Genomic DNA, 23,925 nt, shown 5'->3' with positions numbered 1-23,925 from the left:
GGTGACCTCGCTCAGCGACGCTCGTAGGCCGACGGTCCCATGAGGGCACACGGCGAGGGCAGGTCGATGATGCGCTTGAGGCCGGGGGTGGCAGCGACGATGCGCGGGATGGTGTTGACGCAAATTCCCGCGGTGGCTTTGCCGCCGGCAATTTCTGGGCCTGTTGACATGGAGATGTCCGGAACACCAGTGATGGTGATGAAGTCGCCGGTTTCCTGGCCTTCGGCCTCTGGGGCGACCTGCTGCGGATGGATGAGTCGGATGACCTCCTCGTCTGCGCGGCGACCGACGGCGGTGTGGTTGCAGCCAGCTACCTGGCCTGGCTCGACGGTACGGTCGCGGGCGGGACGGGCGACCTTGGCGATGATGGGCTCGATGTGTTGCTCGATCGAGTCGACTCCCAGTCCGAGGGCGTCGCTGATGAGCCGGATGGACTCGGGGAAACCTACGTGGCCAACGATGGATCCGTCTGCCACTCCAGCCTTGAACTCCTCGGGGGTGGTTCCAACCCCCTGGGTATGCAGCACAGTCTGGCCATAGGGGGCGAGGTCGTTGACGCGGCGCGCTTCGATATGGGTGACTTCCTGGCTTCCGGAGCTGAGGGCGACGACAAGGTGGTCCAGCACGAATCCGGGGTTGACACCGACACCAACAGCCGAGACGCTGTGCTTTTTGGCGAGTTCGTCGAGTTCCTTGGCCATGTCGGGGTTCTGGGCCTCGGGACAGGACATCTCTTCGGCGATGCTCACGACGTTGATGCCAGCGGTGATGATGGTGCGCAGATCGGCGATCTGGTCGCGGACCCACGAGGTTGTGGCGATGGTGACGACGTCGACCTTATTGGAATCGAGGATGGAGGCGGGATCGGTTGTGACGTTGGCTCCGAGAGGATCGATGCCGAGGACCTCACCGATATCCTTACCGTCCAGAGCCGGATTGACGTCGATAGCCCCGACAAGCTCCAGTCCGTCTTTGGCCGTGATGAGTTTGGCCATGCCCTGGCCCATCGCTCCCAGGCCCCACTGGACGACTCGGATGGGATTGGTGGCGGTCATTGTGGTTCCTCCTGACGACGATGTCTGATGCTGAAGAGCCGGCTTCCTTGGCGTCACTGTCAGTCACAAGCGCTGTGCTAGCGGCATTTCTGCGGTCCAAGGGGCCTGCCCTGACCTGCAGCTGTGCAGGCCGACGGCTCTTCGCTGATCCGTGTGGTCCTTACCTTGGCACTGGGAGTTCGTGCAGCGATCCTTGCGACAGATGTGCGCACAATTGGCGGGGTAGGTGCACATTATTTCCAATTGAAGTGAGACACTTTTAAGGATCTTCTCAGCGTCGGCGAAGGAGCCACATGTACGAAGAGCTTGACCGACGACTCGTCAACGTCTTGCAGATCGACCCGCGTGCCAGTTGGGCCAAGGTAGGCAAAGTTTTGGGTGTCTCTCCGACGACCGTCGCCCACCGTTGGCAGCGCCTGGTCGATGACGGAATCGCATGGATAACTGCGTGCCCGAACCTCAATCAGCAGATGACGGCCATTGTTGAGGTCGACTGCCATACCGAGAGTCTCCCCCAAGTCATCAAGACACTATGCGCTAACCCCATGATTGTCAGCATTGACGAGACGACGGGGGACCGTGACCTTCTCTTGACAGTCGTTGCGCCTGATCTTCCCACCCTGTCAGACATGGTCATTGATTGGATCGGAGGGCTGCGTGGGGTTCATGGCTCGCGCAGCGCCTTGGTGACATCGGTTGTTATCGGCTCGAATTCCTGGCGCATCGATGCACTGAGTAAAGCGGAGAAAATCCTTGCCAGGGGCCACCGACCAGGAGAGTTATGGATGCTGCCTCCTGACGACCTGGACCGGGAGCTGGCTCAGGAGCTCGCTGTCGATGGACGTACCAGCGCCACCTCACTTGCCCGTACCCTCGACATCCCCGCCAGCACCCTGCATCGTCGGCTGCAGAAGTTGCTAACCAACCGGCAGATCGAATTGCGGTGTGACGTCGCCCCGGAGCTGGGCGGGTGGAGTTTGGAGTGCACGTGGACCGCCACCATCCCTCTTAACCACAAGACTCGAGTGCTGGAGCTGTTGCGCCAGCAGTCGGGACTGCGCTCATGTATGTGGATCACGGGTAGTAACAACCTACGGGTCAACTTTCGGGTGGAGCGTCAGAGCGGAATCGGCATGATCGAGTCCGCGGTTGCTGAGGCAATACCGGGCCTAGCTCCTGCGGAGACGATTGTGTATATGCGCAGCCACAAGTCCATGGGGTGGGTTTTGGACCGGGACGGCCGCGCCACCGGAGAGTTTGTCTGCCCGCCGCTCATTGGGGCATTCGAGAGGGCCGATCACTAGCACTGCCGGTTTCAGATGGATGGATCCCGAGGTTTACGGGGTCAATGTGGAAAAGTCGAAAGTTCCTTTGTCATGCCGTGGTATTGGGGCTGTATCGATGCTTATTCTCGTGGTAACTAGTCGCAGCCGGTTAACGATGTTGTTGGCGGGTGTTGTTGTAAGGAGTGTGTGTGATGCGTGTTGGTGTTCCTACTGAGGTTAAGAATAATGAGTTTCGTGTGGCTGTGACGCCGGCGGGTGTTCATGCGTTGGTTGGTCGTGGGCATGAGGTGTTGGTTCAGGCTGGTGCTGGTGTGGGTTCGGGTATTTCGGATTCGGATTTTGTGGGTGCTGGTGCTCGGGTTGTGGGTGATGTGGAGTCGGTGTGGGGTGATGCTGATTTGGTGTTGAAGGTGAAGGAGCCTGTGGCGGAGGAGTATGGGCGGTTGCATGAGGGTTTGGTTCTTTTTACGTATCTTCATTTGGCTGCTGATGAGGTGTTGACTCGTGAGCTTTTGGGGCGGGGGGTGACGTCGATTGCGTATGAGACGGTGGAGTTGGGTGATCGTTCGTTGCCGTTGTTGTCGCCGATGTCGGAGATTGCGGGTCGGTTGGCTGCTCAGGTGGGTGCGAATTGTTTGTTGCAGTCTGCTGGGGGTCGTGGTGTGTTGTTTGGTGGTGGTTCGGGTGTGCGTCGTGGTCGGGTGAGTGTGCTTGGTGGTGGTGTGGCTGGGTTGTGTGCGGCTCGTGTGGCTGCGGGTATGGGTGCTGATGTGACGGTGTTTGATGTGGATGTGGCGCGGATGCGTTATATCGATGAGGTGTGGGGTGGGCGTATTGGTACGCGGTTTTCGAGTCCGTTGGCGGTTCGGGAGGCGTGTGGTGAGTCTGATGTGGTGATTGGGTCGGTGTTGGTGCCTGGTGCTCGGACTCCGCATTTGGTGGATCATGAGACGGTGTTGGGGATGGTGCCGGGGTCGGTGTTGGTGGATATTGCGGTGGATCAGGGTGGGTGTTTTGAGGATTCTCATCCGACGACGCATGCGGATCCGACGTTTGTGGTGGGGGGTTCGGTGTTTTATTGTGTGGCGAATATGCCGGGTGCGGTGCCGTGTACGTCGACGTATGCGTTGACGAATGCGACGATGCGGTATGTGTTGTTGTTGGCTGATGAGGGTTGGAGGGGTGCGTGTGGGTCTCGTGGTGATTTGCGGTGTGGTTTGGCGACTCATGGTGGGAAGTTGTTGAGTGCGCCGGTGGGTGAGGCGTTGGGTATTGAGTGTGTGCCTGTGTCTGAGGTGTTGTGAGGTGTGTGGTGGGGGGGTGAAACCACACCACCCCCCACCTACCGTGCGCTCAGACCAGCAGGGGAACGAGAGACTGCTTATCGTCCTGGGAACAGAAGGCTGCTTTCAGCGCATTGCGCTGGACAGCCAGGGCGTCGTCGCGGTTCCAGCTGAATGCCTGGGAGACTAGCGATATCTCTCGAGACGTCGTCGTACGGCTCATGAGGCGGTTATCACAGCTCACCGTGATGTTAAATCCGGCAGACCACAGCGTCGATAGCGGATGCTCGGCAACCTTGCGGCAGATGCCGGTCTGGGTGTTCGACGTTGGGCAGACCTCCAACGGCACCTGATTCGACAGCACCCGCTGGGCTATCGGGCCCCATTCGGACTCGTCGCGGTCTTCAATGATCCGCACTCCGTGTCCAAGACGCTCTGCCCCATGATTAAGGGCGTCGAGAACCGACTCCGGCCCAGCAGCTTCGCCGGCATGGACGGTGAGGTGGATTCCGGCCGCTTGGATGCGCGTGAGTGCGTTGGTAAACGGGGTCAGCGGAAAACCATCCTCCGGCCCAGCAATGTCGACGCCAACGACCCCCGGAGCATGGTTGACAGCAAGATCTACCACGTCCTCGGGGACGTCGAGATGCCTCATGAGGCACAGGATTTGGCGGGCGATAATCGTTGCGCCCGACCGTGATGCAGATTCCATCCCGTCTACTAGGCCGGCCTGGACTGCCTCGGTGGCCGCCGCAGCGGACAACCCGCCTGTTAAATGCTGTTGGGGAGCCCATCGAGCTTCGGCGTAAATAACACCGTCAGTCGCCATATCAACCACGAATTCCCGTGCGATGCGCCGGAGGGAATCAGCATCCTGCATGAGGCCGACAGTTTCGGTGAAGGTGTCGAGGTAACGGGCCAAAGAGCCAGAATCGGCTGACTCAAAGAACCAGGTCGCGAGGTCCTCGGGCGTTTGTGCAGGCACGGGGCGGCCTCGCTGTGCGGCGAGTTCCAAAACTGTCGCCGGACGTAGCCCACCGTCCAGATGATCGTGTAGCACGACTTTGGGGAGATTCATCGCTTCGGCCACATCCACGCGCTGGAGTCTATCGGCGTCGCACCGGGGAGAAGCGCGGAGTAGCCCGAAGTCTGGTGAACAAAAATCCCAAGCGAAGGGTGGTCGGGGCACCCTGATGGCCTGATGCGCCCGGAACCGACAAAAATGGTTAGGGGAATCGGATATAGGCACGGGGCGTATGCGAGGGCCAGAGACACGTACGAGTCCCCAGACACACGCCGGCCTGGGAGGTCGAGTTTCCTCCCAGGCCGGTTTACGTCAGGCACGCTTGTCGAGTGGTACGTAATCTCGCTTGTCAGACCCGGTGAAGATCTGACGCGGACGCCAAATCTTGTTGCCTCCGCTGGCAACTTGTTCTCGGTACTGGGCGATCCACCCGGGCAGACGTCCCAGTGCGAACAGCACGGTGAACATATTCATCGGGAAGCCCATGGCCTCGTAGATGAGGCCGGTGTAGAAATCAACGTTTGGGTAGAGCTTGCGCTCTTTGAAGTAATCATCGTTTAGCGCGGTCTCTTCAAGTTCCTTGGCGATCTCGAGAAGGTCCTCACGACCGGTATGGAGTTCCATAATGCGGTCGGCATGTTTCTTGATGATGGCGGCGCGTGGATCGTAGTTCTTGTAGATTCGGTGGCCAAAGCCCATCAGCTTGATGTCGGATTCTTTGTCCTTGACCTTACGGACGAACTCCTTAGTGGTCATGCCGGAGTCGCGAATAAATTGCAGCATTTCGAGGACAGCCTGGTTTGCGCCACCGTGCTTCGGGCCGGACAAGGCGTTGACGCCTGCGGCGACCGCCGCGTACATGTTGGCACCCGACGACGCGACCATACGGACCGTTGAGGTTGAACAGTTCTGCTCGTGATCAACGTGCAGGATGAGCAGGGTTTCCAGAGCGCGGGTGATTTCGTCATTGAACTCGTAGGATTCAGTCGGGAAGCCGAAGCTCATCCGGATGAAGTTCTGGACGTAGCTCAGGGAGTTATCGGGGTAGAGGGTCGGCTGGCCCATCGAGTTCTTGTAGCCGAAGGCGGCCAGGGTGGGGACCTTGGCGATGAGGCGAGTGGTGGCCGCCTCGATTTGGTCGGGATCAGTGCCGGAGGATTTCTGTGAGAAGGTCGACAGGGCCATGATGCCTGCAGCCAGCACAGGCATCGGGTGGGACCGACGGGGGAAGCATCGGAAGAGGTCACGCATCCGCTCGTCGATGAGGGTAGTGCGACGAATACGCTCCTCGAAGCCGTCCAATTGGGCCTTGCTTGGCAGTTCCCCATAGAGGACAAGGTAGGCGGTCTCAAGGAAGGTCGACTGCTTAGCGAGCTGCTCAATCGGGTAGCCGCGGTAACGCAAAACTCCCTGCTCACCGTCAATGTAGGTGATCTGTGACTCGCAGGATGCCGTGTTGACGAATCCCGGGTCGATCATGACGTTGCCGGTCTTGTTGAGCAGACCCGCGACGTCGTAACCCACCTGGCCGTCAGTGGCGACGACCTTGCTGAAATCGAGGTGGGTGTCTTCGTCGACGAACCTTGCACTCGAACCCATCGTGCGTTCCTTCCTGGCGGCCTCGTCGGACAATCACCGGTGGCCGGACATACGTGGACGGGTGGCACTGCGGGTTCGTTCCCGAGCGTCACCACGGTGTGAACTATGGCACAACCAAGGCTACGGCTAGCGAATGCAAATCACCAAGAAACCGGCATATTTCTCATGGTCCAGATGTGTTCGGGCGTCGGCTGACAGTTTTCGTCACTGGGTTGGAGCGACCAACTTAGACCCGGTAGACGTGCGTAGAGGCGGCCCGCTTAATAGCGAACCGCCCCTACAAGGCGTTGAGCTCAGCCGAGGATGGTGTAGGTGATCGGGGCCGTTCCCTGACCGATATCCGCAATCCTGGCGAACGAAGCACGCGATAGGTCGACGCAACGCCCGGCGACGTACGGGCCACGGTCATTGATCCGGACGACGGTCGAACGGCCATTACGGACGTTGGTGACGCGGATGCGGGTGCCCAGCGGCAGAGTCTTGTTGGCCGCGGTCATGGCGTTCGGGTTGAACTGCTCGCCCGAGGCGGTCGTCTGCGGCTCGTCGTAAAACGAAGCAATGCAGCGGCCGGCGATGCGGCCGGAACCCTTGTCCGAATCGCCGTTGCTCGAATCCTGACGCGGCGGACGGGCTTTGTCGCGGCTGGTATCGCTCCCCCTGTGCGTGTTACGAGAGGGAGTGTCCACCTTAGTGGCTGGGACGTTGCCGGTGAGGTGGGTGCGGTATGCCCAGCCGGTGTAGCCGTTGGCGCGGATTTGGACCCAGTTGCCGTGGACTTCGCCGGTGGGGCGGGCTCCGGTTCCCTGCGCGAGGGCGGTGATGGCCTTGGCTGTGGGGCTGGGAGCGGTGCGCACGTTGACGTCGCTGGTGGTGTGGATGGGGGCGTCGTCCTTGGCTGGAGTTCGTGGTTTGGCTGGGGTACTGGGTTTTGTGGGTTCGGCGTGTTTGATGGGCTGGGCGGCTGGGACGTTGCCGGTGAGGTGGGTGCGGTATGCCCAGCCGGTGTAGCCGTTGGTGCGGATTTGGACCCAGTTGCCGTGGACTTCGCCGGTAACTTGGACGCCTGCACCGCTGGCAAGCTGGTTGATGACCTGCCCGGACGGCGAAGGGGCGGTGCGCATGTTGAGCCCGCTGGTGGTGCGGGTGGCGGCGTTGCCAAGGGCTGGACGACCCTGGTCGCGGCTCGTCGAAGAGTCGTTCTTAGCGTCAGTCTTTGTCTTTGGCTTGGCGGGGGTCGCAGCTGCCTTCCCCGTGGTGAGGTAGCGTCCGTAAATCCATCCGGACTTGCCGTTGACGGAGACCGGGACCCAACCGCCGTCAGGACGCCCGGTGACCTGCACCTGCTGACCACGCTCGGCAACGGTGAGAACTTTGCCAGCATTAGCAGAGTCGCTACGAACGTTAACCGGGACAGCGGCGATCATGGTGTCGGGAAGAGGGTCGGAGCCGAAGTGCACCGGGTGGACGTTCTCCTCGGTGAGGTAGCGCTGGTAGATCCAGCCGCTGGTGCCATTGACGGCAACGGGGACCCACCCGCGCACCTTCTCGCCGGTGACCTTCACCGACTGGCCGCGTGCCGCGACGGTGAGCACTTTGCCGGAGTTGGAGGAGGCAGACCGCACGTTGACGTCCGCGGTCGTGTACATCGTCTGCGTATTTGCTGCGTGTGCGACCGAGCCAATGACGGCCGGTGCAACAACGCTGATACCGGAGGTGAGGGCGATGGTGGCGGCAGCACCTCGGACTGAGCGCTTGGGGCGGATCACGGTGTGACTTCCTCTCGCCATTAAAGGCATCGGGGCTTCGATCCCGGCGTTTCCGGGACGGGTGGGACATTAGGAATTCACCACCGGTCGTCCCAAGGACGTTGAGGGTTTGAGCGTGTCGCGTCAACTGGTGATAGGCCACCGCCGACGAGGGCTGAAACCGCGTCATGGAGCCGAAAAGAAGCCGTCAAACTGTGAGGACACCTAGACATGATGAAACCCTCTACCTTGCATCGAGGTAGAGGGTTTCGCAGGTGTGAGGGGACTAACTCACACTGCGCTGAGTTTCTGCCAGCCGCTCCAGTCGTAGCACCAGCAACCGATACCTTCGTCCGGCTTGAACATACGGTTCGAACCTGAGTTGATGACGGGATCACCGGCGGCGCAGAAGTTAAACAGCCATCTGGCGTTCTCGGTGGATAAACCGACGCAACCGTGCGAGACATTGGCGCTGCCCTGAGAGCGCTCGGACCACGGCGCAGCGTGGACAAACTCACCGGTGTAGGTGACGCGCATGGCGTACTTGACCTTGAGGTGGTAGTAATCCGAGCTCCCTTTAGGGATGCCAACCGTCGAGGAGTCCATGATTCTGGTGACATCGCGTTCAATGATGACCTTGGTGCCAGACCGAGTAGTGGTGCTTGCACCGGGCTTCCCGGTGGTTACCGGGATCGTGCGCACAACTTTGCCGTTCTGGAGGACGTCCATTTTGTGTTTGTTGATGTAGATCTTGACGATTCGCGCCTGACCAACCTGGAAGGAACCCTTGACGTCATGGGTGATCCAGCGGTGACTGGAGGTCGGGAGACCGGTGAGGTTGCCGCTCACGTTGACTTTCGTGCCGGCCTTCCAAAAGTCCTTGGGGCGCCACATCAACTGGGAGTGGTCGAGCCATCCCCACGCTCCCTCCTGCTGTGGGGAGACATCAATGTGCATGGCCTTCTGAATCTTGGCGCGCATGTCAGCGTCGATGACCTCGTGCCCGAACTTGATGATGACCGGCATGCCGATGCCAACCGAAGCATCGTTGTAGAGCATCTCGACGACGTTGACGGCACCATCGATGCTCTTGATGTTCTTGGTCACCGTCGTTGTCGGGCCAGCATGGGGGTCGGTATTCGAGAGGGTCGCAGCGACGGTGTAAGAGGTCTTGAGACTCCAAGGTTTCGACGGGGTCCACACTGCGTCCTTGAGAGTGCCCGTGACCTCGCTGCCCTCGGAATCCGTGACTTTGACGTCCTTGAGGGTTCCATTGGCGACAGCAAACTTCAGCGCATCACCTGGCTGGAGCTCGGTGATCGGGTGGTCTGCGGTGATTGTCAGAGTGGCGGGGGTTGGGGTCGGAGTAGGCGTCGGGGTGGCAGAGTTCCCACTAGAGCCAAAACCGTTACCAACGGAGGTCTTGGCGCAGGCAGCGGCTGTCATTGGCAAAGCGACGGCACCTGTAGCCAGAACCGAACGACGGGTCAGTCTCGATGGCACAGTACCTCCATGATTGTGTGCGCGAAATGAGAACTCTGATTCATTTTTTAGGGGAAGATGAACGGGATACATGATACAGCGCGGCGCTGGCGCCTCCCTAAACGTCGATACGTCATCTGGAGCGCCGTTCACTAAACGCTAACCGGCTGGATCGGGGGAGTTGTGACGTGAAGCTACTCTGGCATCTGCATCCCCTCATGCGACCCGGTCCTGGAGGTTTCCTATGCGTGATGACAGTGACGAGCAGCTCGCGGTGCGTAAGCGTCCTGACTGGCTGACGTGGCTCATCGTCGTTGTTGTGACGATCATCGGTGTCGCCATCATTGCCCTTTGGTGGTACTGCCTGCTGAACTGAATCAGCGAGATAGCTTTACGAAGCGGCGGACTGTCCGATACAAATCTTGGGGCTCGCCATACCTTGTACGCATAGGAAGTATGCTTACGCAAAAGATGGCATGTTCCGAACCGTGATTTTTATGCAACTTGTTCCAGGAATTTCCGTGAAGGTTGCAGCCCTCGTCATGAGTGCTGCGGCGAGTCTGTCTTTGACGGCATGCGGTGGTTGTGACGACGGGGCGAAGGTCGCTGGTAGGGCGGTGAGTGTCGCTGGTGCTACCTCTAGCCCCTCCTCTGATCTGCTTTTCATCAAGAGAAAGCTTAATAAGAACGATTTTTCTAACGCCTTGATTAACGGCTTGAAGAAGATGACGACGTATCGCATGGATCGTTCCATGAACATCGCAATGCCTCGGGGAGAGGCAATGGCCGCCCTTAACCAGAGCGTAAAAGCCACCTACTGGCTCGACGACTCCAAGAGGGTTGTCGGAACGATCCACGGAGGTCTCGAAGCTAAGGAGCACGAGGTCGTCCGGCCTTGCCATAGGTAATGGATCGGACACATACGCCACGCAGGGTTCGACAGAGGGTTGAGAAAAATCACGAAGAGGGTCGGCGAGTCTCACAACAGCCTCTTCCCTCATGGGCCTGGCGAAAATCGTCGAGCCACTGGCTCACGAGGATCGGCCGGGGCCGATCTCCTCGTCGAGATCCTCCCGGCGAGGAGTACCGGCAGCCTGCCGTGCACGTGCCATGCGACGTCGCGGGAATACGGGGGCATCGTTGCTTCGAATCGGGCAGTTTTCGCGTCGTGGCGATGGCCGCGGCGCTCGAGAGCCCGGACCCATGTATGTAGTGGGGATTTTTGTCACGGCACCCTCCGGTCTACTCGAAGTAACTCCGTTATGGTCGTAGAACTAGGAGGTCATGAGTCGCGAGGCTGCTGCGGTGGAGGTTTGCGATCCCCTCGCTGTTTATGCCGAGGCTGAAAGCGGCCGTAGACCAGATTGCTGCGGTCAGGCTTGGTGCTCATCCTCTTGCGTGCGGTGGAGCTCCTCGAGGGCACGGATTCGCTCGGCGTCGAAGTCGATACGAGTGTGATCGGCACGAGTGGAAGCTAAAAGGCGGTACAGCACCATCATAAATATCACCCAGACAGGAGCGGCGATAAGGGCCTGACGAGAATCTGCCGAGAAGCCCAACATGATGAGGATGGTGATGAAGAAGAGGATGCCGATCCACGACATCACACGGCCAGCAGGCATCTTGAAGGCTGATTCCGCATGGCGTTGGGGATGCTTACCCAAGTACTTGAGGTAGCAGACCAGAATGAGTCCCCACACCGACAGATAGAGCACCGAGGAGACCCCTGCAACGAGGGAAAAAGCATCCATGACTGAGTCGTCAAGGGTGACGAGGACGATGGCTGGCGCAATGCACATCGCAGTGAGGATGAGGGCATTGCGAGGAATGTGACGACTGGACAACTTGGCGAAGACTGGTGGGGCGTCTTTCTCGCGTGCTAGCCCGTAGATGATTCGGGAAGTAGAGAAAACTCCCGAGTTCGCTGAAGATGCAGCGGAGGTGAGCACAACAAAGTTGACGATATGGAAGGCAATAAGGATCCCAATAAAGCTAAACATTTCGACAAAAGGGCTTGCCTGCGGATTGATGAGATCCCACGGCTGAACTGCCATGATGACCCCTAGGGCCAGAACATAGAAGATAAGGACACGAGCCGGGATTGAGTTGATAGCCTTAGGAAGATTATGCTCAGGGTCTGCCGTTTCCGCTGCTGCGGTGCCTGTCATTTCAATACCTTGGAACGAGAAAATGGCAATTTGGAAGCCGGCTATGAATCCCATGAATCCGGTGGGGAAGAATCCGCCACGGTCCCACAAATGAGAAAATGACGCGGCCGGAACCTCGCTGCGGGGTGGCTGGAATCCGGTGATCGCAAGGTAGCCGCCGACAAGGATTAATGCGATGATGGTGACGATCTTAATCATCGCAAACCAAAATTCCATCTCGCCAAAGAGTTTTACGGCGACCATATTAAGACATGTCAATAGTAAGACGATGCATGTGGCGGGTATCCATTTATCGAGATGAGGGAACCAAGCGGCCAAGTATCCACACATCGCGATGGTGTCGGCGTTACCTATGACGACCCAACACATCCAATATGTCCACCCCATGTAGAACCCGGCGCCGGGGCCAACGAGGTCTGTTGCGAAGTCGGCGAAGGACTTGTAGGCCAGGTTCGACAGCAGTAGCTCCCCCATGGCCCGCATGACGAAGAAGAGTATTGCTCCGATGATGAGGTAGACCAGCAAGATAGACGGACCCGCTAGGGAGATGGTCTTTCCAGATCCCAGAAAGAGTCCTGTTCCAATGGCGCCTCCGATGGCAATGAGCTGGAGATGCCGGTTCTTGAGGCCGCGCTGAAGCTGGGGTTCTTCAGTTGGCCCTTCAGCTGGAGTTGTGGCCTGGGTGGCGCTATCCATGTGACTCATCTACACCCTCCCGGTATCAACGGTGCCCCTGCTCGCGTCATTGCGGAACAAAGGACCAACGCAAGTTTAGACGTTGCATAGGTTCACTGGGGCCAGTAGTCGATAAAAAGATGTTCAGATGTGGCAGGTATCACAATACGTGGGATGAGGGATAGGGAGGGATAGGTCTCTGTCACTGGTGATGGGATAACCGAGACAATGTCATAGGGCGACGCGTAAGATCGATTGTGGATCAGCACCGATGCTGGTCCCCCGACGATGTTGTTGGCGGGTGTTGTTGTAAGGAGTGTGTGTGATGCGTGTTGGTGTTCCTACTGAGGTTAAGAATAATGAGTTTCGTGTGGCTGTGACGCCGGCGGGTGTTCATGCGTTGGTTGGTCGTGGGCATGAGGTGTTGGTTCAGGCTGGTGCTGGTGTGGGTTCGGGTATTTCGGATTCGGATTTTGTGGGTGCTGGTGCTCGGGTTGTGGGTGATGTGGAGTCGGTGTGGGGTGATGCTGATTTGGTGTTGAAGGTGAAGGAGCCTGTGGCGGAGGAGTATGGGCGGTTGCATGAGGGTTTGGTTCTTTTTACGTATCTTCATTTGGCTGCTGATGAGGTGTTGACTCGTGAGCTTTTGGGGCGGGGGGTGACGTCGATTGCGTATGAGACGGTGGAGTTGGGTGATCGTTCGTTGCCGTTGTTGTCGCCGATGTCGGAGATTGCGGGTCGGTTGGCTGCTCAGGTGGGTGCGAATTGTTTGTTGCAGTCTGCTGGGGGTCGTGGTGTGTTGTTTGGTGGTGGTTCGGGTGTGCGTCGTGGTCGGGTGAGTGTGCTTGGTGGTGGTGTGGCTGGGTTGTGTGCGGCTCGTGTGGCTGCGGGTATGGGTGCTGATGTGACGGTGTTTGATGTGGATGTGGCGCGGATGCGTTATATCGATGAGGTGTGGGGTGGGCGTATTGGTACGCGGTTTTCGAGTCCGTTGGCGGTTCGGGAGGCGTGTGGTGAGTCTGATGTGGTGATTGGGTCGGTGTTGGTGCCTGGTGCTCGGACTCCGCATTTGGTGGATCATGAGACGGTGTTGGGGATGGTGCCGGGGTCGGTGTTGGTGGATATTGCGGTGGATCAGGGTGGGTGTTTTGAGGATTCTCATCCGACGACGCATGCGGATCCGACGTTTGTGGTGGGGGGTTCGGTGTTTTATTGTGTGGCGAATATGCCGGGTGCGGTGCCGTGTACGTCGACGTATGCGTTGACGAATGCGACGATGCGGTATGTGTTGTTGTTGGCTGATGAGGGTTGGAGGGGTGCGTGTGGGTCTCGTGGTGATTTGCGGTGTGGTTTGGCGACTCATGGTGGGAAGTTGTTGAGTGCGCCGGTGGGTGAGGCGTTGGGTATTGAGTGTGTGCCTGTGTCTGAGGTGTTGTGAGGTGTGTGGTGGGGGGGTGAAACCACACCACCCCCCACCTACCTAGAGTTCGCTAGAGGTCGTCGCGACTTACCGCACCTCGTCCGAGACCATCCTGGCAATAGTCCTCAGTTGCAGCCACCACTGTTCGCGGGGACGACGATGAGCGGCGTCAATGAGAGAGGGCATGGTGTCCATCGAACAGGGCCGCATGCCTGACTCGTTGACGCCAATGAACCATGAACCGTCCTGATGCGCCGCCAACTCGTCGTCGATGAGATTGAGAGCGCGATACCCGAGTCGGTTGGCGAACAAGCGGTCGAAAGGTGAGGGCGAGCCGCCTTGCTGCATATGCCCTAGTACCACCTGGCGTACGTCATACATGCCGTGTGATTCCTCCTCCAGCAGCCGCGCGATGAAGTCGGTGGTGTAATTGTGCGATGCGTTCTCGTTGCGCACGGCAAGGAAAAGTCGTCGTCCGTGGGCGAATAACTCCCGCAACCAATGGACGTCGTTGGCTAGATCGTCCAGGGAGATGCCGTCCTCGTTGGTATAGATCCGCTCAGCGCCAGCTGCGATACCCGACATCAACGCGAGGTATCCGCAGTCACGACCCATCGTCTCGACGACGAAGCAGCGTCTGGACGCGATACCCGACTCCTTAATCTTGTCCATCGCCTCGACGATGACGTTGAGAGCGGTGTCGGTGCCGATGGACAGTTCCGAACCGGGGAGGTTGTTGTCGATAGAAGCCGGGATGCACACCGTCGGAATACGGAAAGCCGGGTACCGGTCCCGCTCAGTCATCATGGTGTAGATACCTTCGTAGGCCGAGTAGCCACCAATGACGAGCAACGCGTCGATGTGATGATCCTCCAGAGCGCGGCTGACAGCATAAAGGTCGCGAGTGCTAGGGATCTCGCGGCGGGTACCCAGCTCAGCGCCGCCTTCCCCGGCCCAGCCCTCGACGTCGCTCCAGGCCAATTCCGACATGTCCCCGGTCGCTAGTCCGATGAACCCGTTATGGATTCCCACAACGGTATGACCGCGGGAAATCGCCAGTCGCACTGCAGCACGGGCAGCAGTATTCATGCCCGGGGCCGGACCGCCAGCGTGCATGATCGCGACGCGCTTGCGGTCGGCGTCACCAGCGGTGTCGGAAGTGGTACGAGCTGGTTCACTGAGTTCGGTGAAGATCGCGTCCATCTCGACAAAGGAACGTCCCCTCATCCGCATGGCCTCGTTGTAACGGCCCTCCGTAATGAGACCGGGCACCGACTTCGTGTCAGCGACGGCCTTGACCAGGGGGAGGCGATGTATGCGGTTGGACCCAGTACCGATAACGCGCCCCTCGGCCTCTGGAGTGGTCGAGAGCACCTCGTGAACCGCGTGATAACCCAACCAGGTCGACGCCCAGCGGTCATAGGCTGACGGTCGTCCGCCGCGCTGGACGTGGCCCAGGATGGTAACCCGGGCGTCCTCACCGAGTTTGTCCTCAAGCACCTGGCGGACGTACTCCGAGGAGATCCGGTTCCCGGAACGATCGGTGGCGCCCTCCGCGACGACGACGATCGAGTCGCGTCGACCCGCCTGACGGCCACGTTTGAGCTCGGCGCACATGCGGTCCTCCCAACCGTCCTCGGGCGGCCGTTCCGGAATAAGAACATAGTCAGCCCCGCCGGCAACTGCTGCCATAAGGGCGAGATAGCCGCAGTGGCGGCCCATCACCTCAACGACGAAGGATCGCTGGTGGCTGGCTGCGGTGGAGGCGAGGTCGTCGATGGCATCGACAATACGGTGCAGAGCAGTATCGGCACCGATGGTCATATCGGATCCGACGAGGTCATTGTCGATGGATCCGACGAGCCCGGCGATCATGAGGGCGGGGTGTTCCCGGGCTACCTCGGCGCTCACCTGGCCGGTGTCGACGAGTTCAGCGACCAGGTCTGTCCACTCGGTGCGCAGCACATCCAGGCCGGTGAGCGAACCGTCACCGCCGATGACGACGAGACGATCGATCCCGTGTTCGAGGAGATTTCTGACAGCCTTCAGGCGCCCCGGACGTTCGCGCATCCCCTTGCAACGGAAGGTTCCGATCACGGTGCCGCCACGGTTGAGGATCGAGCCGACGTCGTCCCACCCGAACCTACAGATGCCATCGCCACCATCGATCATTCCCTGGTAGCCCTCGTATATCGCATAGACCTCGGCTCCCACACTTAGCGCAGAGCGCACCACAGCCCGCACAGCAGCGTTCATGCCCTGAGCGTCGCCACCGCTGGTCAGGATGCCAATGCGCAGACCATGACCGTCGGGGAGAGTGGGGGTGAGCCTCATCTCGTCATCAACATGCACAGATCAATATTGCCGCGCGCGGGTGGGTACCGGGTGAATTGTGACTGCTCGTCCTGGCTGCTGGGATTTTTCGTCACCGGTCGCAGAAGGTGCCCCAAAACTGGGGCTCGGGGCGAGGGTTATCCCTGGGGCGCAGACCGTAACGGTTTAGGACCGCTCGTCGGGAACTGTCTCAAGGTCGTCAAGCCAGGCCCGGACGACGGCATCCGAGGGCATCCGCCAGTCACCGCGCGGACTCAGTGAACCTCCTGCGACGACCTTGGGACCGTTGGGAAGAGTTGACCTCTTGAACTGATTTCCGACGAACCGGCGCAGAAACAGCCGCGTCCAGTCCTTGATTGCTGACAGGTCATAGGAGTGTCGGTCCTCGTCAGGGAACCCGGGAGGCCAGGAGCCTACCGATGCATCCCGCCAGGCATGGTGGGACAGGAAAATGATCCGGCTGGGGCGCATCCCGTGGCGCAGCAGGTGGTACAGGGTGAAGTCCTGCAGCTCGTAGGGACCTATCTTCGCTTGAGTGGACTGGATCTTCTCGCCGGGATGAGCGGGGACGAGCTCGGGGGAGATTTCTGTCCCCAGCACCGACTCGAGCACCACATTAGTGGCCTCGTTGAACTGGCCCGACGAAATGCACCACCGAATGAGGTGCTGAATGAGGGTCTTGGGTACCCCGGTATTGACCCCGTAGTGGCTCATCTGATCGCCGACCCCGAAGGTGCACCAGCCCAGTGCTAGTTCCGACAAATCACCGGTGCCCAGCACGATGCCGCCGCGCTGGTTGGCTATCCGGAAGAGGTAGTCGTAGCGCAGCCCCGCCTGGACGTTCTCGAAGGTGACGTCGTATACCTCGGCGCCGTCACCGGCGGGATGGCTCATTCCCTTGAGCATCTGGGTGGCAGCCGGCCGGATGTCCAACACTTCGCACGGGATGCCGAGGGCGCGACATAAATCTAGGGCGTTGTTTTTGGTGTGGTCGGTGGTAGCGAACCCCGGCATTGTGAAGGCGAGGATGTCGGTGCGCGGCCGGCCCATCTGGTCCATGGCTTTGGCGGCGACGAGCAGGGCGTGGGTGGAGTCGAGACCGCCGGAAACCCCAATGACGATTTGCGGTGATCTCATTGATTCGAGTCGACGACGCAGTCCATAGACCTGGATGTTGTAGGCCTCGTAGCAATTTTGGGCGAGCTGGTCAGGGTCGTTGGAGACGAAGGGGAAGCGGTTAACAGGGCGTTCCAGGCCGATGTCGTCATGGGGCGGGTCCAGAGTGAAGGTGGTGGTGCGCCACGGGGCTTGAGTGGGCTGGGCGAGGGCGTTGTCGTCGAAGGACCCCTGACGCAACCGCTCCTGCCGCAGCAGGTCGAGGTCGATATCGGCCAGGCAGTAGCCCGGTTCTGGGGAGAACCTGTCGGTGGCGGCAAGGAGGGAACCGTTTTCGTAGATCATCGTCTGGCCATCCCAAGACAGATCTGTGCTGGACTCTCCGGGACCGGCGGCCGCATAGACGTAGGCCTGCAGGTTGCGCGAGGACGTGACTTTGCACAGCTCGTGGCGCTGGCGGGATTTTCCGACGGTGATGGGGGAGCCCGAGAGGTTTACTTCCACGATGGCCCCGGTCAGAGCGGCCTGTGAGGACGGGGCGACCGGCATCCAGAGGTCCTCGCACACCTCCACATGGAAGATGAGGTCAGGCAGATCGGTGGCTCGGAAGAGCTGGTCGGGTCCGAAGGGGATCTCAGTAGAAGCCGCGTGAGATTTTTGTCGTCCTGATAGGTCAATCATCCCGGTGGTGCCTGCGCCGACGGCGAAATGACGTTTTTCGTAGAACTCCCGATAGTTGGGTAGGTGACTCTTTGGCACCACACCGAGGACTTGCCCGCGGTGGATCACGACCGCACAGTTGTAAAGCCGGTTGCCACGCTGCAACGGCGCCCCGACGATGATGACCGGGAAGAGGCTACGGGATGCTTGGCGCACCGTCTCGATGGCGTCGAGTACGGCGTCAAGCACGACGTCTTGAAGCAGCAGGTCGTCGATGGCGTAGCCCGTCAGGCATAACTCGGGGAACACGGCGATCGCGACGCTTCGGGAGTCGAGTTCCCGACAGGTGTCGAGAATCCCCGCCACGTTCGAGGCGGGGTCACCGATATGCACCGTCGTGGTGCAGGCGGCGACTCGCGCAAATCCTTGGTCATAGGTCGAGTGGAAGTTCCCCTTCATGATGCCAGTCTCGCAGACATTGACGCGGGGGCGAGGAATCTTCGGTCACCCTAATTCGGCGGTGCGCGGTGGGTTCGCGCCGGTGTGGGAGACGGTAATCGCGACATTCATCGGGGAGCCCCCAGGATGCTCACCCCTTGTGCCCCATCATTGACAACATCAATCAATGACTCCCTAATAACAAGTGCCCCCGGCATGGTCCTCTCCTCCCTGTCGGCCCCTACACGTCTCTCCCGAGGCATGAGTCGTCGGGCTTTGAGGGGAGCTTCGCAGTTCTGCTACCGACGTTGTATTCGTACGGTTACGGTGGGGCCTCTAAACTTAACCCGATGCATGCCCCCGGACGTACCTCGAACCCGGAACCGCGCGTCGGCTCAGGCCCGTGGCGTGGTGGCGGTTTTCTTGCTGCCCTAGTGACAATGGTCTGCCTAGTTGCTGGCTGCGGATCGTCAATGCCCGCTGCTTCAGAGCCATGTATCGACTCCGTCCCTGGTGCGGGCGATATGCGTTCCCGTCAGCAATATCCGGTGACGTGCCCTACGGCGTCCCCGAAATCGACCGCTAAGGCTGCGCATAAACAACCGGATCCAGATGGGCCGTCAAGCAATGAGGGCGTCAATGATCCCGAAGATTCTACGGGCCCGAAGGCTGACGACTCAGCCCCGGTGACTCCTACCCCAACCCCACCGGCAGCATCTCTTACCGTCGGTGCGAAATCCTCAGCTGGACCTGGCAGCTACGTCCTGTGGATCAAAGCGGAGAATCGCATCTACCTCGTAGCTCACGGTCTAGTGAAACGGGTCATGCTCACTACTGCTGAGCCGTGGAAGACCCCTGTTGGGAACTACAAGATTCAATACAAGACGCGGCACGCGGCTTTTACTGAGGATGGCATCCGCTGGTATATACCTAATTTCCTGTCTTTTTATCAACGCCCCGGCGCGACGGGAACTATCGGTTTCCACCAGATTCCCTGGGACGAAAAGACCAAGAAACCTGCCCAGCCTGTCTACACCTTGGGATTGCCCGGATATTCAAGTCACGGCTGTGCTCGGCTGGCCCCCAAAGATTCTGAGGCTCTCTACAGATTTGCTCATGAGGGCACAAAGGTGAAAGTGCGGTGAGCCGTCGACGCAACGAGGAGAACACCCTCGATGCGAGGGCGCGGTTAGGTCACAACGTCGATCAGCGCAACTCGGACATTCTGGGTGCTACCACTGAGTCAGCGCGGGTAGGTAGGTCGGCTGGTGTGTTCACCGCTGCTATGGCCATTACTGGACTGGTGTGGGGGCTGACTTTGGCGATCTGGGCGACGAGCCCTGGAGCTGACGGCACCAGGGCGGGCATGCCGGTACAAGGATGGTTTGGCTGCCTTCTGATCGGGCTGCTTTACGCTATGGGAGTAACGGTAATTCTCATCATCCCGGTCGTCCTCATGGCGGCTCTGCTGGGCGGACGCCTCGTCCGGCAGAGGAGCCAACGCATCGCTGGCGGGGCCGTCGGGGCAGTGACAGTTCTGGTTGGAGCAGCAGGTCTGTACGCCCTCATCTTGGACTTGTCTGCGGTGGTGGAGGTCTCATGGCCAGCCGTTGTGGCAGCCAGTGCGCTGGGATACTGGTGGGGGCCATGGGTAATGGTGGGGCGGAGTTCACGATAAAGCTGTAGCCCTAGCGTAGAGTGTGGCTTATGACACAGCAACACACCTCGACTATCCCGCCTGCCCCTAAGGCCCTCACAATCTCCGCTTGGGTTGCCATTGGGTCCGTGATCGTCCAGGCTGTTTTGGCCTGTTTCATGCTTTCCGGGGTTCACGGTCTCGGTGACGCGCACATGGGCTTCGGCATTGTGACCCTGCTGGCGGCGATCGTCGCGGCCGTTTTGGCCGTGATGTGGAAACGTCGTGGCGGATCGTTGGCGGTTGTCGGTCACGCCGTCGGTATGGCGGTGCTAATCCTTGTCCAGTATGTCCTCGGTGAGCTGAGCAATGGTGGCGCCATCAAGTGGATTCACGTGGTACTTGGTGTCGTCATTGTGATCGGCCTGCTCGTCCTCCCTCAGTCGATCGGCAAGAACTCCAGTAAGTGACCGGGGCTGGCGTTAGCAGGAGATTTTTGCCGTCACCGCTCCGGTGACAGTCACCAGGTCCGACGGCGACAATTCCACCGACAGACCTCGACGCCCGCCTGAAACCAGCACCCGCGGCTGCCCTAGCACCGACTCGTCGATGCAGATGGGTAGCCGCTTTTTCTGCCCCAAAGGCGAAATTCCCCCGACGATGTACCCCGTGGCGCGCTCTGCTGCCGCTGGGTCAGCCATAGCGACTTTTTTCGCACCTACAGCTGAGGCAAAAGCCTTAAGATCAAGCTGGCGGCTCACCGGAACGACGGCGACGGCAAGCTTGCCCGAGGGGACCAACTCGACGACCAGGGTTTTGAGCATGATGGACGGGTCGAACCCAAGTTTCGCGGCCCCCTCATCGCCGAAATGATGGTTGGACGGATCGTGGTCGTAGCTGTGCAGGACATGCGGGATCTTGGCCTTGGCAAGGGCTTTGGTTGCCGCAGATGCAGAGTCAGACGCAGGCATCAGTTCTCAAATCCCGCCCAAGTCCGCAACCGGTGGGTCGTGTCCTCGTCTTGGGGAACTGGGTGGCCGTCAATACTGAGGATGGGGGCGACGCCACGCACCGATGACAACAACCAAGCCCCCTGGGCACGCAACACCTCACCGTGTTTCATGAGCCAGGTAGATGTCTGGACCCCGTCTTCACCAGCGGCCTCGAAGACGGTACTGACGGTAATGGAGTTCAGGATGCCGGTGGGACCGGTGGGGGTTGTCCACAGTCTGTCGTCAGCTGCGATGACTAACCCAGAGGTTGGTCCTTCGAGCAGGTAACCGTCGGTAGAGGTGAAGATGGCGTCGTCGGCGCCCTGGGATCGGGCATAGCGCAGAGCTGCGACGTTGACGGCATAGGACAGGGTCTTGACCCCACCGAGGAGCCAGGGAGCATCGGCGAAGGCGTCGCTAGTGACCCCACGGGATAGACACAGCACGTCGATTCCCTCCCGTTCTTCGATTGCAGTTTCGGAAAGGGGAGAGATGATGAGAAAACCTCGAGGCGGTCCGGGGACGACCTGACGACCATTGGTGTAGACGAGTTTGAGGGCAGCTTCGCCGGGGATACGCCAGGTGCGTGCCGCTTCTTCGATGAGGTGGTTCCAGGAGTCCAAATCGGGGGTGGGGCCGTTCACTCCAGCGATAGAGCGGGCGAACCGGGACAGGTGCTCGTCGAGGTGGTCGATTCGCGATGTTCCATCCTGCGCGGTCACGATACGAGTTGTGTCGAAAACGCCATCCCCACGCACCAGCCCGAGATCGTCTGCATGGCACACCATCGTGGATGGTGACACGACCCCTTTACCGAGGATGGCTAGCAAGTATGGAACACTTGAATTCATGCGTTCAGCCTAGTTGAGTGATGGTTGAGTGGTCATAAGGGCTGTCAGCCGGGGCCACAGATGTCACGTATGGTTGGGCGTCAGCGTTCAGCCAGTCAGGTTGGCGCCATGCTACTAACGGACCGGGGGATCATTAATGACGGAGACGCATCACTCGTCGCAACCACGTCAGACGTACCATCATGGTCATCTTCACGAAGTCCTCGTAAAGAAGGGTCTGGAGATGGCTCGCAGCGGTGGCACCGAGGCTGTTGTGCTGCGTGAGGCTACTCGCCGCGCAGGAGTATCACCTAACGCCGCGTACCGTCACTTCGCGAATCGCGAGGCCCTTCTTGATGAGGTGGGTCTGGCGGCTGCCGACCAAATCGGTGTCGTCATGCGTGAAGCGGTGGCTGAGGCCCAGCCCATCGACGATGAGAGCATGGCAGTTTCCCAACTCGTGGCTGCCTGCCGTGCATATCTTGATTTCGCTCTGACTGAGCCGGGGCTCTTCGACGTGGCGTATCGTATTTCGGATACGGGGCTTGACGCTCTTAACGTGGACCGGTCGAAAGCACCGAATCTGCCCGATTCGGTAATCCGAGATGTCCTTTCAGATCGAGAGGTCACGCTTTCTGATCGGGTTGACGTCCGGAGCCTCGTCATTCTTCTGTGGTCCGTGCTTCACGGTTTTGCGTCGCTGTCGACTTCTGGTCCCCTGCGTGGTGAGAAAACTCCTGAGTGGGCTGATCGGGTTCTCGATGTCATTCGTGCGTCCCTGCGCGGTGCGATAGCACGAGCTTGATGGTTCGAGGGGGTCGCGATCCGGGCTCCGAGGTTGGGGCCGGATACCGTCAGATTCTGAATCTGGCAGTGCCTGCTTTCTTGTCCCTGATTGCTGAGCCGCTGTTCCTCGTTGCAGACTCCGCAGTGGTCGGGCATCTGGGCACCGCCGAGTTGGCAGGCCTGGGTGTGGCTTCGGCGGCCTTGACGACCTTCACAGGGCTTTTTGTTTTCCTTGCCTACGCGACGACGGCAACATCGTCACGTCGAATGGGGGCGGGGGACCGTCAGGGAGCTGCCCAGGCTGGTGTGGATGGCTTGTGGCTGTCTGTCATCATTGGCCTGCTTGTGGCGATCATGCTGGTGGCTATTCCGACGACGGTAGCTGGTTGGTTTGGAGCTAGCGGTGCGGTTGCAGAACAGGCGGGACGCTATTTGCGCATCACCGGTTTTGGAGTGCCCGCGATGCTCGCCACGATGGCGATCACAGGAGTGTTGCGTGGGTTCCAAGACACTCGCACGCCCTTAGTTGTGACGGTCGTCACCTTTAGTGCGAACTTGGTGCTCAATCTGTGGTTCGTGCTTGGTATGGGTTGGGGCATCCAGGGGTCCGCCATGGGCACCCTCGTCTGCCAGATAGCCATGGCGGTGGCTCTGGTGTGGGTGCTGCGGATACGAACTCGCGGCCTCGACTTAAGTTTGGTGCCGCACCTGAGCGGCATTGCTTCAAGTTTGCGTGATGGTATTCCGTTGCTCATTCGAACCCTGGCGTTGCGTGCCGCTCTCTACGTGACAACCTGGGTCGCCGCGCGGTCTGGAGCGATCACCATGGCGTCATATCAGGTGACGATGACGATGTGGAACTTGCTACTCATGGCCATGGACGCCCTGGGTATTGCCGGCCAGGCCCTCACCGGGTCGAGCCTGGGAGCTGGTGACGTCCGTCGTACCCGGTCACTGACGGCCACGATGACGCGATGGGGGCTTGTGGCGGGCGTTGTTATTGGCATCGTGCTGGCGGCTTTCCATCAGGTGGTTCCTGCCCTGTACACCGACGACCCCGCCGTACACCGAGCGGTCGCTGCTGGTTTGCTTGTCGTGGCAGCTCAGCAGATCGTTGCTGGCCCGGCTTTCGTCCTCGATGGGGTGCTCATTGGGGCTGGTGACGGCCGATGGTTGTCGGGTGCTCAGGTTGTCATGCTCCTGGTGTATCTACCGATGGCCTGGGCTGTGCACCTCTTGGCGCCGTCAGACCCGGCCGCTGCAGTGGTGTGGCTGTGGGTTGCCTTCAGCGGGTTCATGATCGTGCGGTGTGCAATCTTGGCATGGCGTGCGCGCGGAGACGCCTGGATGAGGACGGGCGCCTGAGCGGGTTTTGGGAGCTTGAGGGGGTTGAGCG

Annotated in this window: 19 protein-coding genes and 4 pseudogenes; 9 read left to right on the top strand and 14 right to left on the bottom strand. The window is 59.8% G+C overall.

Features of this window, described 5'->3' with window-relative positions; all coding sequences use genetic code 11:
* Positions 1 to 11: 11 nt before the first annotated feature.
* Positions 12 to 1,055, bottom strand: a complete 1,044-nt coding sequence (ord, locus tag LRP59_RS01525; RefSeq protein WP_002512625.1) for a 2,4-diaminopentanoate dehydrogenase — start codon at positions 1,053 to 1,055, stop codon at positions 12 to 14.
* Positions 1,056 to 1,348: 293 nt separating this feature from the next.
* Here ord and LRP59_RS01520 point away from each other — a divergent pair, with 293 nt between their 5' ends.
* Positions 1,349 to 2,359, top strand: a complete 1,011-nt coding sequence (locus LRP59_RS01520) for an Lrp/AsnC family transcriptional regulator (protein ID WP_002512624.1) — start codon at positions 1,349 to 1,351, stop codon at positions 2,357 to 2,359.
* 173 nt (positions 2,360 to 2,532) lie between these two features.
* A complete protein-coding gene (gene ald, locus LRP59_RS01515; RefSeq protein ID WP_002520843.1) occupies positions 2,533 to 3,645 on the top strand; it encodes an alanine dehydrogenase in 1,113 nt (370 codons plus the stop codon).
* Positions 3,646 to 3,694: 49 nt separating this feature from the next.
* Here the strand turns inward: ald (LRP59_RS01515) and LRP59_RS01510 are convergent, their stop codons facing one another.
* The 4 genes from LRP59_RS01510 to LRP59_RS01495 form a co-directional block, all read right to left on the bottom strand.
* A complete protein-coding gene (locus LRP59_RS01510) occupies positions 3,695 to 4,720 on the bottom strand; it encodes an adenosine deaminase (RefSeq protein WP_032499890.1) in 1,026 nt (341 codons plus the stop codon).
* 240 nt (positions 4,721 to 4,960) lie between these two features.
* Positions 4,961 to 6,247 (bottom strand): citrate synthase, encoded by a 1,287-nt coding sequence (locus tag LRP59_RS01505; RefSeq protein ID WP_002514986.1) that lies wholly within the window; start codon positions 6,245 to 6,247, stop codon positions 4,961 to 4,963.
* A gap of 293 nt (positions 6,248 to 6,540) precedes the next feature.
* Positions 6,541 to 8,043: a septal ring lytic transglycosylase RlpA family protein gene (locus LRP59_RS01500; RefSeq protein ID WP_080552729.1), complete on the bottom strand. Its 1,503-nt coding sequence runs from the start codon at positions 8,041 to 8,043 to the stop codon at positions 6,541 to 6,543.
* 240 nt (positions 8,044 to 8,283) lie between these two features.
* Positions 8,284 to 9,438, bottom strand: a complete 1,155-nt coding sequence (locus LRP59_RS01495) for an Ig-like domain-containing protein (RefSeq protein ID WP_002522183.1) — start codon at positions 9,436 to 9,438, stop codon at positions 8,284 to 8,286.
* Between the two features lie 280 nt (positions 9,439 to 9,718).
* On the opposite strand from LRP59_RS01495, the gene LRP59_RS01490 reads away from it, so the two are divergent.
* Complete coding sequence (locus LRP59_RS01490) at positions 9,719 to 9,850, top strand: hypothetical protein (protein ID WP_002514983.1); 132 nt, start codon at positions 9,719 to 9,721, stop codon at positions 9,848 to 9,850.
* Position 9,851: 1 nt separating this feature from the next.
* Here the strand turns inward: LRP59_RS01490 and LRP59_RS01485 are convergent.
* From LRP59_RS01485 to LRP59_RS01470, 4 genes and pseudogenes are all read right to left on the bottom strand, one after another.
* Positions 9,852 to 10,101, bottom strand: a pseudogene (locus LRP59_RS01485) (hypothetical protein); the annotation flags it as partial.
* 81 nt (positions 10,102 to 10,182) lie between these two features.
* Positions 10,183 to 10,475 (bottom strand): annotated as a pseudogene (locus tag LRP59_RS01480) (hypothetical protein).
* Positions 10,472 to 10,703: pseudogene (locus LRP59_RS01475) on the bottom strand (hypothetical protein). Before LRP59_RS01475 ends, LRP59_RS01480 begins: the two co-directional pseudogenes overlap by 4 nt.
* Positions 10,704 to 10,847: 144 nt before the next feature.
* Positions 10,848 to 12,347 (bottom strand): amino acid permease, encoded by a 1,500-nt coding sequence (locus tag LRP59_RS01470; RefSeq protein WP_002514980.1) that lies wholly within the window; start codon positions 12,345 to 12,347, stop codon positions 10,848 to 10,850.
* 295 nt (positions 12,348 to 12,642) lie between these two features.
* Between LRP59_RS01470 and ald (LRP59_RS01465) the strand changes: the two genes are divergently transcribed.
* Entirely contained in the window at positions 12,643 to 13,755 is a 1,113-nt protein-coding gene (ald, locus tag LRP59_RS01465) for an alanine dehydrogenase (RefSeq protein WP_002520843.1), read from the top strand.
* Between the two features lie 69 nt (positions 13,756 to 13,824).
* Here the strand turns inward: ald (LRP59_RS01465) and LRP59_RS01460 are convergent, their stop codons facing one another.
* The 3 genes and pseudogenes from LRP59_RS01460 to LRP59_RS01450 all read right to left on the bottom strand — a co-directional run bounded on the left by LRP59_RS01460 (position 13,825) and on the right by LRP59_RS01450 (position 18,503).
* The gene (locus LRP59_RS01460) at positions 13,825 to 16,071 is read right to left on the bottom strand and encodes a 6-phosphofructokinase (RefSeq protein WP_148378643.1); all 2,247 of its coding nucleotides are present in this window, start codon (positions 16,069 to 16,071) and stop codon (positions 13,825 to 13,827) included.
* A gap of 165 nt (positions 16,072 to 16,236) precedes the next feature.
* The gene (locus LRP59_RS01455; RefSeq protein ID WP_002514212.1) at positions 16,237 to 18,306 is read right to left on the bottom strand and encodes an NAD(+) synthase; all 2,070 of its coding nucleotides are present in this window, start codon (positions 18,304 to 18,306) and stop codon (positions 16,237 to 16,239) included.
* Positions 18,278 to 18,503 (bottom strand): annotated as a pseudogene (locus LRP59_RS01450) (Fe3+-hydroxamate ABC transporter substrate-binding protein). The gene LRP59_RS01455 and the pseudogene LRP59_RS01450 overlap by 29 nt, the downstream one beginning before the upstream one ends.
* A 132-nt stretch (positions 18,504 to 18,635) precedes the next feature.
* Here LRP59_RS01450 and LRP59_RS11975 point away from each other — a divergent pair.
* From LRP59_RS11975 to LRP59_RS01435, 3 genes are read left to right on the top strand one after another with little or no spacing between them, the layout of a single operon-like run.
* Complete coding sequence (locus tag LRP59_RS11975; protein WP_002514211.1) at positions 18,636 to 19,430, top strand: L,D-transpeptidase; 795 nt, start codon at positions 18,636 to 18,638, stop codon at positions 19,428 to 19,430.
* Positions 19,427 to 19,963 (top strand): hypothetical protein, encoded by a 537-nt coding sequence (locus tag LRP59_RS01440; RefSeq protein WP_002514210.1) that lies wholly within the window; start codon positions 19,427 to 19,429, stop codon positions 19,961 to 19,963. Before LRP59_RS11975 ends, LRP59_RS01440 begins: the two co-directional genes overlap by 4 nt.
* Positions 19,964 to 19,992: 29 nt before the next feature.
* The gene (locus LRP59_RS01435; RefSeq protein ID WP_002520841.1) at positions 19,993 to 20,391 is read left to right on the top strand and encodes a hypothetical protein; all 399 of its coding nucleotides are present in this window, start codon (positions 19,993 to 19,995) and stop codon (positions 20,389 to 20,391) included.
* 12 nt (positions 20,392 to 20,403) lie between these two features.
* Here LRP59_RS01435 and ybaK read toward each other — a convergent pair whose 3' ends face one another.
* Both ybaK and LRP59_RS01425 read right to left on the bottom strand, forming a co-directional pair.
* Positions 20,404 to 20,892: a Cys-tRNA(Pro) deacylase gene (gene ybaK / locus LRP59_RS01430; protein ID WP_002514208.1), complete on the bottom strand. Its 489-nt coding sequence runs from the start codon at positions 20,890 to 20,892 to the stop codon at positions 20,404 to 20,406.
* Positions 20,892 to 21,764, bottom strand: coding sequence for an aminodeoxychorismate lyase (locus LRP59_RS01425; RefSeq protein WP_002514207.1), 873 nt, complete (start codon positions 21,762 to 21,764; stop codon positions 20,892 to 20,894). Before LRP59_RS01425 ends, ybaK begins: the two co-directional genes overlap by 1 nt.
* Before the next feature lie 136 nt (positions 21,765 to 21,900).
* Between LRP59_RS01425 and LRP59_RS01420 the strand changes: the two genes are divergently transcribed.
* Both LRP59_RS01420 and LRP59_RS01415 read left to right on the top strand, forming a co-directional pair.
* Positions 21,901 to 22,548, top strand: a complete 648-nt coding sequence (locus tag LRP59_RS01420) for a TetR/AcrR family transcriptional regulator (protein WP_002514206.1) — start codon at positions 21,901 to 21,903, stop codon at positions 22,546 to 22,548.
* Complete coding sequence (locus LRP59_RS01415; RefSeq protein WP_002514205.1) at positions 22,548 to 23,894, top strand: MATE family efflux transporter; 1,347 nt, start codon at positions 22,548 to 22,550, stop codon at positions 23,892 to 23,894. Before LRP59_RS01420 ends, LRP59_RS01415 begins: the two co-directional genes overlap by 1 nt.
* Positions 23,895 to 23,925: the final 31 nt, after the last annotated feature.

Source organism: Cutibacterium sp. 37298, assembly GCF_023838685.1.
Classification (GTDB): Bacteria; Actinomycetota; Actinomycetes; order Propionibacteriales; family Propionibacteriaceae; genus Cutibacterium; species Cutibacterium acnes.
The sequence above is the reverse complement of the archived record's forward strand: the minus strand, read 5'-3'. Positions and strand labels throughout refer to the sequence as shown.